This window comes from Burkholderia sp. AW33-5 (assembly GCF_053427615.1).
Genome location: NZ_JBSAXA010000005.1, coordinates 105,392 through 118,208 on the forward strand (window position 1 = coordinate 105,392; position 12,817 = coordinate 118,208).

General features: G+C 71.4%; 9 protein-coding genes and 1 pseudogene. 5 read left to right on the forward strand and 5 right to left on the reverse strand.

Features of this window, described 5'->3' with window-relative positions; genetic code table 11:
- Positions 1-2: 2 nt before the first annotated feature.
- Together ACV22V_RS12105 and mdlC are read right to left on the reverse strand one after the other, a co-directional pair.
- Positions 3-1,454, reverse strand: coding sequence for an aldehyde dehydrogenase family protein (locus tag ACV22V_RS12105; RefSeq protein ID WP_059690590.1), 1,452 nt, complete (start codon positions 1,452-1,454; stop codon positions 3-5).
- A gap of 29 nt (positions 1,455-1,483) precedes the next feature.
- Positions 1,484-3,100, reverse strand: a complete 1,617-nt coding sequence (mdlC, locus tag ACV22V_RS12110) for a benzoylformate decarboxylase (RefSeq protein WP_448013996.1) — start codon at positions 3,098-3,100, stop codon at positions 1,484-1,486.
- 99 nt (positions 3,101-3,199) lie between these two features.
- Here mdlC and ACV22V_RS12115 point away from each other — a divergent pair, with 99 nt between their 5' ends.
- The 4 genes from ACV22V_RS12115 to ACV22V_RS12130 all read left to right on the forward strand — a co-directional run bounded on the left by ACV22V_RS12115 (position 3,200) and on the right by ACV22V_RS12130 (position 8,348).
- Positions 3,200-4,111 carry a LysR family transcriptional regulator gene (locus ACV22V_RS12115; RefSeq protein ID WP_448013997.1) on the forward strand — a complete coding sequence of 304 codons (912 nt, stop codon included), beginning with the start codon at positions 3,200-3,202 and terminating at the stop codon, positions 4,109-4,111.
- A 170-nt stretch (positions 4,112-4,281) separates the two neighbouring features.
- Positions 4,282-5,676: a D-arabinitol 4-dehydrogenase gene (gene dalD / locus ACV22V_RS12120; protein WP_059701801.1), complete on the forward strand. Its 1,395-nt coding sequence runs from the start codon at positions 4,282-4,284 to the stop codon at positions 5,674-5,676.
- Positions 5,677-5,802: 126 nt separating this feature from the next.
- Positions 5,803-7,284 carry a xylulokinase gene (gene xylB / locus ACV22V_RS12125; protein WP_448013999.1) on the forward strand — a complete coding sequence of 494 codons (1,482 nt, stop codon included), beginning with the start codon at positions 5,803-5,805 and terminating at the stop codon, positions 7,282-7,284.
- Positions 7,285-7,391: 107 nt separating this feature from the next.
- Complete coding sequence (locus tag ACV22V_RS12130) at positions 7,392-8,348, forward strand: sugar-binding transcriptional regulator (RefSeq protein WP_059528324.1); 957 nt, start codon at positions 7,392-7,394, stop codon at positions 8,346-8,348.
- A gap of 13 nt (positions 8,349-8,361) precedes the next feature.
- On the opposite strand, the gene ACV22V_RS12135 is transcribed toward ACV22V_RS12130, so the two are convergent.
- Together ACV22V_RS12135 and ACV22V_RS12140 are read right to left on the reverse strand one after the other, a co-directional pair.
- On the reverse strand, positions 8,362-9,600 hold the full coding sequence (locus ACV22V_RS12135; RefSeq protein WP_448014001.1) for an MFS transporter: 1,239 nt from the start codon (positions 9,598-9,600) through the stop codon (positions 8,362-8,364).
- Positions 9,597-10,793, reverse strand: coding sequence for a serine hydrolase domain-containing protein (locus ACV22V_RS12140; protein ID WP_448014003.1), 1,197 nt, complete (start codon positions 10,791-10,793; stop codon positions 9,597-9,599). The genes ACV22V_RS12135 and ACV22V_RS12140 overlap by 4 nt, the downstream gene beginning before the upstream one ends.
- 113 nt (positions 10,794-10,906) lie before the next feature.
- On the opposite strand from ACV22V_RS12140, the pseudogene ACV22V_RS12145 reads away from it, so the two are divergent.
- A pseudogene (locus ACV22V_RS12145) lies at positions 10,907-11,639 on the forward strand (LysR family transcriptional regulator).
- 13 nt (positions 11,640-11,652) lie between these two features.
- Here ACV22V_RS12145 and ACV22V_RS12150 read toward each other — a convergent pair.
- Entirely contained in the window at positions 11,653-12,762 is a 1,110-nt protein-coding gene (locus ACV22V_RS12150) for an ABC transporter ATP-binding protein (protein ID WP_448014004.1), read from the reverse strand.
- Positions 12,763-12,817: the final 55 nt, after the last annotated feature.

A 12,817-nucleotide genomic window follows, 5' to 3' on the forward strand; every position in this document is an offset into this window, starting at 1 on the left:
TCTCAGAACGGATACTGGCGCGGCGCGGTCTGCACCGTGATCCAGCGCAGGTCCGTGAACGCGGCGATGCCGGCCTTGCCGCCGAAGTGGCCGAAGCCGCTGTCCTTCACGCCGCCGAACGGCATTTGCGCCTCGTCGTGCACGGTCGGGCCGTTCACGTGGCAGATGCCCGATTCGATGCTCGCCGCGACCCGCATCGCGCGGGCGACGTCGCGGCTGAACACGGCCGACGCCAGCCCGAACGCGTTGTCGTTCGCGCAGCGGATCGCGGCCGCCTCGCCATCGACCCGCACGATGCCCTTCACCGGCCCGAACGATTCCTCCGCGTAGATCCGCATCGCGGGCGTCACGTGATCGAGCAGCGTCGCCGGGAACAGCGTGCTGTCCGACTTGCCGCCGCACAACAGCGTCGCGCCGTGCGCGAGCGCATCGTCGATCAGCGCGTTGCAGCGCTCGACGGCCTTCATGTCGATCAGCGAACCGAGCACGACCGGCCCTTGGCGCGGATCGCCGAGCGGCAGCGACGCGGCCTTGGCGGCAAGCTTCGCGACGAATGCATCGGCGATCGACGCATCGACGACGATCCGCTCGGTCGACATGCAGATCTGCCCGGAATTCGCGAATGCGCCGAATGCGGCCGCCGCGACCGCCGCATCGAGATCCGCATCGTCGAGCACGACGAACGGCGCCTTGCCGCCGAGTTCGAGCACCGACGGCTTCAGATGACGCGCGCACGCTTCGGCGACGATGCGCCCGACGCGCGTCGAGCCGGTGAAATTCACGCGGCGCACGGCCGGATGGGCGATCAACGCGTCGACGACGGCGCCCGCATCCTCGGGCGCGTTCGTCACGAAGTTGACGACGCCCGGCGGCAGCCCGGCCTCCTGCAGGGCCTCGACGATCAGCCCGTGCGTGACGGGGCACAGCTCGGAGCCCTTCAGCACGACCGTGTTGCCGCAAGCGAGCGGCAGCGCGAGCGCACGCGTCGCGAGGATCACCGGCGCGTTCCACGGCGCGATGCCGAGCACCACGCCGGCCGGCTGCCGTACGCCCATCGCGAGCGAACCGGGCACGTCGGACGGGATCAGCTCGCCGCCGACCTGCGTGGTCAGCGACGCGGCCTCGACGAGCCCGCTGGCGGCAAGGTGCACGTTGAAGCCTGCCCACAGCGCCGACGCGCCGGTTTCGGCCGCCATCGCGGCGACGAACTGCTCGTGCTTCGCTTCGAGCGCGGCGGCAGCCTTCAGCAGGAGCGCGCGGCGCGCGCCGGGGCCGAGCGCGGCCCATTCGGGAAACGCGCGAGCGGCCGCGTCGGCCGCCGCGCGCGCGTCGTCGACCGTGCCCGCGGGCGCGGCCGACGCGACTTCGCCGTCGAGCGGGTTGCGGCGCACGAAGGTCGCGCCGCTGGACGAATGGCGGCGTTCGCCGCCGATCAGCATCGATACGGTTTGCATGGATTCTCCGGAACGACGCGCAACGCGCGTCAGGCAACCTCGACGTCGATGACGACGGGCGTATCGGCCCGCAGCGCATCGGTCAGCGTGTCGTGCAGGCGCACGGCATCGGCGACGCGGATGCCGCGGCACCCCATCCCCTGCGCGAGCGCGACGAAATCCAGGTCGGGCAGATCGGTGCCCTGCACCGGATCGTCGGGGCCGAAGCCGAACACGGGCGCGAAATCCTGCAGCGCCGCGTAGCGCCGATTGTTCAGGATCACGAACGTGATCGGCAACTTCAGCTGCGCGGCGCTCCACAATGCCTGGATCGAATAGAGGCTCGACCCGTCGCCGATCAGCCCGATCACGCGCCGCCCCGGCCGCGCGAGCGCAACACCGACCGCGGCCGGCATCCCGTAGCCGAGCCCGCCGCTGTCCATCGTGTAGAACGTGCCGCTGCGCGTGAACGGCAGGTGCGCCTGCATCACCGGCCGCGCGCTCGGCGCTTCCTCGACGACGATGTCGTGCGCGTCGCGCACGTCGGCGAGCGTCTGCAGCGCGAATGCCACCGACATCCGCTCGCCGGCGGCCGGCGCTTCGGCGCGCGGGCGCGGCGGCCGCGGCGCGGGCATCGGCCGCTCGGGCGGCGCCGGCCGCGCCAGCAGGTCGCGTGCCGCGAGCCGCAGGTTGCCGACGACCGCGTCGCCCGACGGCGTCCATGCGGCGGTGCCGGGATCGTCGACGAGCTGCACGAGCGTGGCGCCCGGCGGCACGTGCGGGCCGCTGCCCTCGATGTGATAGGTGAACGCGGGCGCGCCGAACGCGAACACGAGGTCGTGCCCGTCGAGCCGCGCGACGATCTTCTCGCGGATCGCGGGCAGGAAGCCGGCGAACAGCGGATGATCCTCGGGAAAGCTGCAGCGCCCCGACATCGGCGCGACGTACACGCTGGCCCGGTGCCGCTCGGCGAGCCGCACGACGTCGTCCCACGCACCGGCCCGATCGACGGCCGCGCCGACCACCAGCGCGGGACGCCGCGCCGCATCGAGCGCGTCGCCGAGCCGCGCGAGCGCATCGGGATCGGGCCGCACGACGCTGCTCACGTCGCGGCGCGGCAGCAGCTCGGCCGGCTGGTCCCAGTCGTCGACCGGGATCGACACGAACACCGGCCCGCGCGGCTCCTGCATCGCGATCCGGTACGCCCGCGCGATCGCGGCCGGCACGTCCTGCGCGCGCGCCGGTTCGATGCTCCATTTCACGTACGGCTTCGGCAGCTCGGCGGCCTGCGTCGCGCCGAGAAACGGATCGAACGGCAGGATCGCGCGCGCCTGCTGGCCCGCGGTGACGATCAGCGGCGTGCGGTTCCTGAACGCGGTGAACAGGTTGCCCATCGCGTTGCCGACGCCGGCCGCCGAATGCAGGTTGACGACCGCCGCGTTGCCGGTGGCCTGCGCATGACCGTCCGCCATGCCGACCACGACGGCCTCCTGCAGGCCGAGCACGTAGCGGAAATCGGCGGGGAAATCGCGGAACATCGGCAGCTCGGTCGAGCCGGGATTGCCGAACACGCGATCGATGCCGAACTGGCGAAACAGGTCGATGACGGCATCGCGAACGGTGATCGGGGCGGCCGGTGCGGCGGAATGGGACGGGGTGCAGGACATGCTCGGGCGTCTCCTTGGTGGCTTGGCGGTTTCCACAGTATCGAAGCGCGAGTCATTCACGGATACTGTATTTTTTGCGAAAAGCCATTACGGTTCGGCATGACTTTCGATCTCCGGCAATTGCGGGCATTCACGACCATCGTCGCGTGCGGCAGCCTCGGCCGCGCGGCCGACGCGCTGCACGTGACCCAGCCGGCGCTGAGCCGGATCCTGAAGCGGCTCGAGGACCAGGTCGGCGCGCCGCTGTTCGAGCGTCATTCGAAAGGCGTGCAGTTGACGGCATTCGGCGAGACGCTGCTGCCGCACGCGACGCTGCTGCAGCACGAGGCCGAGCACGCGCGCGAGGAACTGGACGCGATGCGCGGCTTCGCGAAGGGCACGATCAAGGTCGGCACGGTGGGCAGCATCGCGAGCCTCGTGCTGCCGGTCGCGGTCGGCCGCGTGCTCGACCGCTGGCCGAACCTGCGTGTCGAGATTCTCGAAGGCGTGTGGGACCGGCTCGCGGAAGGGCTGAACAAGCACGAGATCGATCTCGCGCTGTCCGCGCACGGGCCCGACACCGACGAGATCGTCGCGATTCCGGAGTGCCGCTGGGAAGATCGCAGCCATATCGTTGCGGCGCCGCACCATCCGCTGCGCGCGCTCGGCCGCGCACCGACGCTCGCCGACACGCTGCTCGCGCGCTGGGCGATTCCGCCGCGCGGCACCGCGCCGTTCAACCACATGCGCGCGACCTTCGACGCGCACGGGCTTGCCCTTCCCGACATCGCGGTCGAGACGCGCTCGGTCACGACGCTGAAGAGCCTCGTCGCGCATGCCGGCTTCCTGAGCTGGATGGCCGAACCGATGTACGGCGCCGAACAGCGCGCCGGCACGATCGACACGCTGCCGGTGCGCGAGGTCGTCGCGGTGCGCACGCTCACCGCGTTCCGGCGCCGCCACGGGATCCTGCCGGGGCCGGCCGGCAAGCTGCTCGACGAACTCGTCGCGCTCACGCGCGAAGGTCGCTGACACCGCCCCCCTTCGCGCCCCGCACTCGCGCCGCGCGCGCCGCCGCAGCGCACCATCGAAATGCCGTGTCCCCGCCTTGACTTTCGTTCGCCCGAATACGATCATTCGCTCACACAAAGAGCAAATGATCGTATTCGACAGGAAAGACTGCCACGAACAGGAGACACCGGATGAGCGAATCGTCCTCCGCCCGCGCGCCCGTGCTGCTGCACATCGGCGCGGGCTCGTTCCACCGCGCGCACCAGGCGTGGTATCTGCATCGCGTGAACGCGGCCGTGCCGGCCGACGAACGCTGGTCGCTGACCGTCGGCAACATCCGCGACGACATGCGCGCGACGATGGACGCGCTCGCCGCGCAGCACGGCGCGTACACGCTCGAAACCGTCACGCCGCAGGGCGAGCGCGCATACGAGACGGTCCGCGCGATCTCGCGCGTGCTGCCGTGGTCGATCGACCTCGCCGCGCTGATCGACGCCGGCGCCGACCCGGCCTGCCGGATCGTGTCGTTCACCGTGACCGAAGGCGGCTACTACCTCGACGAACACAACCGGCTCGACCTCGCGAACGCCGATCTCGCGGCCGACCTGCAGGGCGCGCGCACGACGCTGTACGGCGCGCTCGCGGCGCTGCTCGCCGAGCGCGTGAAGCGCGGCGCGGGCCCGCTCACGCTGCAGAGCTGCGACAACCTGCGCAACAACGGCGCGCGCTTTCGCGCGGGCATGCGCGAATTTCTCGAACGGCGAGGCGAGGACGGCCTGCTCGCGTGGTTCGATGCGAACGTCGCGACGCCGAGCGCGATGGTCGACCGCATCACGCCGCGCCCGACCGCCGACGTGCGCGAACGCGTGCGCGCGGCCACCGGCGTCGACGACGCATGCCCGGTGATGGGCGAATCGTTCATCCAGTGGGTGATCGAGGACCGCTTCGCGGCCGGCCGGCCGCGCTGGGAACTGGCCGGCGCGGAGCTGGTCGACGACGTGCACCCGTACGAGGAAGCGAAGATCCGCATCCTCAATGCAACGCACAGCTGCATCGCGTGGGCCGGCACGCTCGCGGGCTACACGTACATCCACGAGGGCACGCACGACGCGGCGATCCGCCGGTTCGCGCACGACTACGTGACGCAGGACGTGATCCCGTGTCTCAGCCCGAGCCCGCTCGATCTCGAGCGCTACCGCGACGTCGTGCTCGAACGCTTCGGCAACCCGTACGTGCTCGACACGAACCAGCGCGTCGCGGCCGACGGCTTCTCGAAGATTCCCGGCTTCATCGCGCCGACGCTCGCCGAATCGCTCACACGCGGCGCGGCGCCGGTCGCCACCGCCGTGTTGCCGGCGCTGTTCCTGCGCTTTCTCGAACGCTGGGCGCGCGGCTTGCTGCCGTATGCGTACCAGGACGGCGTGATGGACGACGGCGCCGCGCGCGCGATCGTCGAAGCCGACGACCCGGTCGTCGCGCTGTGCGCGAGCCGCGCGCTGTGGGGCTCGCTCGCCGGCAACGCGGCGCTGTTCGACGCGCTGCGCGCCGGGCTCGCACGCGTCGACGCATGGCTCGCGCAGCGCTGACGCGCGACGGCCGGCAGCCCCGCAACCGGCCGCCGCGAGCGGCCGCGCATCCGGGCGAACCTGCGTTGGCAGGTGCGCGCGCGTGCGGCTAAAGTAGCGGCTCCTCACTGACGGAACGGATCGCTCATGTATCTCGGCATCGACCTCGGCACCTCGGAAGTGAAGGTGCTGCTGCTTGCCCCGGACGGCACGGTGGTCGGCACCGCGGGCACGCCGTTCAGCGTGTCGCGGCCGCACCCGCGCTGGGCGGAACAGCATCCGGACGACTGGTGGCGCGGCACGCTCGCCGCGCTCGCGGCGCTGCGCGAGCGGCATCCGCACGCATTCGCGCAGGTGCGCGGGATCGGCCTGTCGGGCCAGATGCACGGCGCGGTGCTGCTCGGCCGCGACGACCGCGTGCTGCGCCCCGCGATCCTGTGGAACGACATGCGCAGCGCCGACGAATGCGCGCTGCTCACCGAACGCGCCCCCGATCTGCACGCGCTCGCCGGCAACCTGGCGATGCCCGGCTTCACCGCGCCGAAACTGCTGTGGGTCGCGAAGCACGAGCCCGACGTGTTCGCGGCAACCGCGTGCGTGCTGATGCCGAAGGACTACCTGCGTTTCCGTCTTACCGGCGCGAAGGTGTCCGACCCGTCCGACGCGGCCGGCACGCTGTGGCTCGACGTCGCGCGCCGCGACTGGTCCGACGCGCTGCTCGCCGCGTGCGACATGACGCGGGCGCAGATGCCGCGCATCGTCGAAGGCAACGCGCCGTCCGGCACGCTGCGCGCGGATCTCGCGCGCGAGCTCGGGCTGTCGGAGGCCGTCGTGGTGGCGGGCGGCGGCGGCGACAACGCGACCAGCGCGCTCGGCATCGGCGCGATCCACGCGGGCGACGGCTTCGTGTCGCTCGGCACGTCGGGCGTGCTGAGCGTGGTCGGCGACCGCTTCATGCCGAACTCCGCATCGGCCGTGCATGCGTTCTGCCATGCGATTCCCGATCGCTGGCAACTGATGAGCGTCGTGCTGTCGGCCGCGAGCTGCCTGCGCTGGGTCTGCAAGTTGACGGGCACGGACGAGCCGGCGCTGCTCGCCGAAATCGAGGCGCTCGACGCGGACGCGCTCGCGACGGCGCCGCTGTTCCTGCCCTACCTGTCCGGCGAACGCACGCCGCACAACGATCCTTACGCGCAGGGCGTGTTCTTCGGGATGACGCACGCGACCGAACGCGCGCACCTCGGCTACGCGGTGCTCGAAGGCGTGACGCTCGGCCTCGCGGACGGCCTCGACGCGCTGCATGCGGCCGGCGTCGAAACCGACCGCCTGTCGCTGATCGGCGGCGGCGCGCGCAGCGCGTTCTGGGCGCAGCTGATCGCCGATGCGCTGAACGTGCGCACGTGCCAGCACGGCGGCGGCGAAACCGGTGCGGCGCTCGGCGCCGCGCGCCTGGGCTGGCTCGCCGTCGGCGGCGATCCGCATGCCGTGCTGACCAAGCCGCCGGTGCGCGCCGAATACGCGCCGGACGCCGACCGTCATGCGCTGCTGCGCGAGCGCCTCGACGCATTCCGCGCGCTGTATCGCCACGTGCGCCCGCTTTACGAACCGTCGCGCGCGCGGCTCGCGTAAGCGGCGACGCGCAGCGGCCGGCGGCCGCGCATCCGGCATGCGTTACAGTGGATGCCGTTGCGCCGCCCGACGGCCGACCCCGATCCGAACCGAACCGAACCGCTATCGTGTCCAAGTCCTCAGAAAAACTCGATCTCGCCACGCGCGCCGCGTGGCTCTACTACGTCGCGGGCGACACGCAGAACGAAATCGCCGAGAAGCTGCAGGTGTCGCGCCCGGTCGCGCAGCGCCTCGTCGCGTTCGCGGTCGAGAAGAACCTGATCCGCGTGCGCGTCGATCATCAACTCGCCGATTGTCTCGACCTCGGCGCGCAGCTGTCGAAGCGCTACGGGCTCGCGATGTGCGAAGTCGTGCCCGTCGACGCCGACGCGCCCGAAGCGATCGACCGCAAGCTCGCGGTCGCCGGCGCGCAGGTGATGGAGCGCTACCTGAACGAGACGCGGCCGATGGTGATCGCCGTCAGCAGCGGCCGGACGCTGAAGGCCGCGGTCGCGCAGATCGCGCAGATCGAGCGGCCGCAGCACCGGCTCGTGTCGATGGTCGGCGCGATCGCGGCCGACGGCTCGTCGAACCGCTACGACGTCGCGCAGTACATCTCCGAGAAAACCGGCGGCAAGCACTTCCTGCTGCCCGCGCCGCTGTTCGCCGACAGCGACGCCGAGCGCGCGCAATGGTGCAATCACCGGCTGTACCGGATCGTCGACGCGCTGTCGGCGCAGGCCGATGTCGCGTTCGTCGGGATCGGCAACATCGGCCCGCACTGCCCGCTCTACGAGGACGGCTTCATCACCGAACAGGAACGCGACGAGATGACCGCGCTCGGCGCGGTGGCCGAACTGCTCGGCGTGCCGATCGATGCGCAGGGCAAGCTGGTCGACGTGTCGACCAGCGCGCGCGTGACGAGCGTCGCGCTCGACGCGCCGCCGAAGCGCCCGACGATCGCGTTCGCGGGCGGCCCGAAGAAGCGCGACGCCGTGATCGCCGCGCTGCGCGGCGGCTGGCTGTCGGGGCTCGTCACCGACGAGACCTGCGCGCGCGCGGCGCTCGAGGCGAAGGCGGCCTGACGCCGCCGCACGCTCACGCGGCCGCGCGCGGCGCCGGAAACGCGTGCCGGCGCGCGCGCCACGCACCGATCCACGCCGCCGCCAGCAGCGCGACGAGCACCCATGGAATCGCCCCTGCACCCGTCGCGCCGAGCAGCATCCCGCCCGCGATGCCGCCGCCCGCGATCGCCAGATTCCACACCGTCACGAGCATCGACTGCGCGACATCGGCCGCGTCTCCCGCCGCGTTCGCGGCAGCCGTCTGGAACAGCGTCGGCGCGCCGCCGAACGCGAGCCCCCAGAGCGCGACGCCCGCATACACGATCGTCATGCCGGACCCGGCGCCGAGCATCGCCGCCGCAAGCGCGAACAGCGCGATGCTCGCGAGCGTCAGCCGCCGCTGCGCGGCGCCGATCCATGCGCCCGTCAGCGCGATGCCGACCAGCGACGCGACGCCGAACACGAACAGCACCGCATCGACCTGCGCGCCCATCCGCACGCCCGCGAGGAACGGCGCGACGTACGTGTACAGCATGTTGTGCGCAAGCACGTACGCGAACATCACGACCAGCACCGGCCGCACGCCGGGCAGCGCGAACACGCGGCGCACCGGCGCGCGCGCGCCGGCCTGCTGCCCCGGAAAGTCGGGCACGCGCAGCCGGATCCAGCCGATCAGCGCGAGCGCCGCGACCGTGATGCCCGCGAACGCGACGCGCCAGCCGAACATCGCGCCGAGCGCGGTGCCGGCCGGAATGCCGATCGACATCGCGACCGGCGCGCCGAGCATCGCGACCGCGATCGCACGGCCGCGCAACGATGCGTCGACCATCCGGCTCGCGTAGCCCGCCAGCAGCGCCCACAGCAGCCCGGCCGACATGCCCGCGACGAAGCGCGCGGCGAGCGTGAGCGCGTAGTACGACGACGCGGCCGTCAGCGCGTTCGACACGACGAACCCGGCGAGCGCCGCGAGCAGCAGCCGGCGTCTGCGCATCGCGCGCGTCGCGGCGACGAGCGGAATCGCCGCGACGATCGAGCCGAGCGCATAGACGGTCACGAGCTGGCCGATCAGCGCCTCGGTCACGCGCAGGTCGACGCTCATCAACGGGAGGAGGCCCGCCGGCAACGCTTCGGTGAGGATCGTGATGAACCCGGCGGTCGCGAGCGCCAGCAGGTTCGCGACCGGCAAGCCTTCGTGCACCGGCGTGGACAATCCGGACGCCGGGTCGGCGATGCGGTCGGACACGCGATCGGAAACGGCTACGCACTCGCTCATGTCGCGCTCCGTTCGTCGACGCCGTACACCGCATCGCGCACGTCGGTGACGAAACGCCCGTGCATCCCTTCGTACAACGTATTGGTCAGCGCGACGACCGTCAGCCCGGCCGCGCGATCGACGAACCACGCATGCCCGTATGCACCGCCCCAGCGCCACGTGCCGACCGACTCCGGCGACTGAGCGGCCGCCGGATCGCGCAGCACCGAAAAACCCAGCCCGAAGCCGAATCCCGGCGCGTCCGGCAGGTCCTGCGCGCCCGGCTGCACACGCGCCATCTCGTCGATCCAGCGGCGCGCGAGCCAGCCGTCGCGGCCGGTGCGCAACGTCTCGAGCAGCGTCAGGCAGTCGCGCGCGGTGCCGACCATCCCCGCGCCGCCCGACGGCCACGCGGCCGCGTCGAACGCGCGCGCCGGCGCGAAGCGGATGCCGACCGTGCCGTCGTACACCGGCGCGAGATCGTCGTCGGCCATCCGCCGCGGCGCGCCCGGCGTGCTCACGTACGGCGTCGCGAAGCGCGCCGCATCGCGTGAGAAGAACGCGGTGTCCGTCATCCCGAGCGGCGTCGTGACGAGCGCGGCCACGGCGTCGGCGAGCGGCCTGCCGTCGACCGCCTCGATCAGCGCGCCGACCACGTCGGTCGCGAGCGAGTAATCCCACGACGTGCCGGGCGCGAACCGCAGCGGCACGCCTGCGATGCGCCGCACGTTCTCCGCGAGCGACAGGTCCGCGCGATCCATCCCGTCGGACACGCCGGCACGCGCATACGGGCCGTCGGCGTCGGCTTCGAGGAAGCGATAGCCGAGCCCGGCCGTATGTGACAGCAGATGACGCAACGTGATATCGGCCGGCGTGCCGTCGGCCAGCGTCGGCCGGAACGCGGGTAGCCAGCGCGCGACCGGCTCGTCGAGTTCGATGCGTGCCGCCGCGACCAGCCGCATCGCGGCGGCCGTCACGATCGGCTTCGATACCGACGCGAGCCGGAACAGCGTGTCCTCCCGCATCGGCGTGCCGGCCTCGCGATCGGCGAGACCGGCCGCGCGCGCGTAGCGAAGCTCGCCGTCGCGGGCGACCAGCACGACCGCGCCGACCACGCGCGCGTCGGCCAGCGCGCGGTCGAGCGCGGCATCGAGGCGCTCGGGCAGCGCGGCGTCCGGTTCGGTGCGGCGAGCGGAGACAGGCAGGGATGACATGGCGTGACCTCGAAGAAAGAAGGAACGCCCATCGTAGGGAACCGGCGCAAGAAGAAAAACCGGGTTAGAGTTCCGGACACTCCGGACGTCGATGTCCGCAATCGGGAACCTGCATGGAAAATCTTGGCGGTTTCGTCGTGTTCGTCCAGGTCGCGGAAACGCGCAGTTTCGTCGCGGCCGGCCGTGCGCTCGGGTTGTCGGCGTCCGCGATCGGCAAGCGCATCGCGCGGCTCGAGGCCCGGCTGAACGTGCGGCTCTTCCACCGCAGCACACGCAGCATCACGCTGACCGCGGAAGGCACGCGCTTCCTGGAACGCTGTCGGCGCGTGATCGCCGAGATCGACGCGGCGGAGCAGGAACTGACGCACAGCGCCGAAGCGCCGCGCGGGCGCTTGCGCGTGAGCCTGCCGACGATCGGCACGCTGCTGCTGCCGCTGCTCGCCGATTTCATGGCCGCGTATCCGGAAATCGAACTCGACATCGATTTCAGCGACCGCCTCGTCGACGTCGTCGACGAAGGCTTCGACGCGGTGCTGCGCACCGGGCGGCCGACGGATTCGCGACTGTCGTCGCGGCTGCTCGGCCATTTCCGGCAGCACCTCGTCGCGTCGCCCGGCTATCTCGAACGGCACGGCGCGCCGCGCACGCCGGCCGATCTCGCTCGGCATCGCGTGCCTGCCGGAATTCTTCGTGCGCGACGCGCTCGACGACGGCACGCTGCATGCAGTGCTCGACGAATACGTCGCGAGCCGCACGCCGATTTACGTCCTGTGGCCGTCGGGGCGACATCCGACGCCGAAACTGCGCGCCTTCGTCGATTACATGGTCGAGCACCTGCGCATCTGACCGCGCCCGGCCGTCACGCCGCCTTCGCGTGCGGGCTCAGCCGGCGCAACGCCTGCCCGTGTTCGTCGAACAGATGGCAGTGCTCGGCCTGCGCATGCACGTGCAGCGCCTCGCCGGTGCGGTACGTGTCGAGCGGCGGAATCCGCGCGATCAGCCCGTCCGGCGCGACGGCCGACTCCGCGTACAGATACGCGGCATCGCCGAGCGATTCGACGGCCATCGTCCGCGCGGGGACGCCGGTCGCCGCCTGCGCCACCATCAGATGCTCGGGCCGCACGCCGACGGTCACCGCCGCGCCGCGCTGCAGCCCGGCCGCGTCGACCGCGACGCGCTGCGTCTCGCCGCTGCCGAAGCGCACCAGCACGCCGGTCGCATCGGTCGACTCGACCGTGCCCGTCAGGAAATTCATCTTCGGCGAGCCGATGAAGCCCGCGACGAACTGGTTGGCCGGCGCGTGGTACAGCGCGTTCGGCGTGCCGACCTGCTGCACCGCGCCGCCCGACAGCACGACGATCTTGTCGGCGAGCGTCATCGCCTCGACCTGGTCGTGCGTCACGTAGATCATCGTCGTCTTCAGCTCGTCGTGCAGCCGCGCGAATTCCAGCCGCATCTTCACGCGCAGCGCCGCGTCGAGGTTCGACAACGGCTCGTCGAACAGGAACACCTTCGGCTTGCGCGTGATCGCGCGGCCGATCGCGACGCGCTGCCGCTGGCCGCCCGACAACTGCTTCGGCTTACGGTCGAGCAGGTGATCGATGTGCAGGATCTTCGCCGCCTGCTTCACCGCCTGGTCGATCTCGGGCTTCTTCGCGCCGGCGAGCTTCAGGCCGAACGCCATGTTGTCGTACAGCGTCATGTGCGGGTACAGCGCATACGACTGGAACACCATCGCGATGCCGCGCTTCGCGCTCGGCACGTCGTTGACCTTCGCGCCGTCGATCAGCAGGTCGCCGCTCGAGATGTCCTCGAGCCCGGCGATCATCCGCATCAGCGTGGATTTGCCGCAGCCGCTCGGCCCGACGAACACGACGAATTCGCCGTCGGCGATGTCGAGGTTCACGTTGCGCAGCACTTCGGTGTCGTCGTAGCGCTTCGCGATGTTGCGCAGGAGCACGCTTGCCATGATCTGTCTCCGTTCGTTCGTGATGCGCCGCGTTCGATGCGGCGCGATCGTTCGT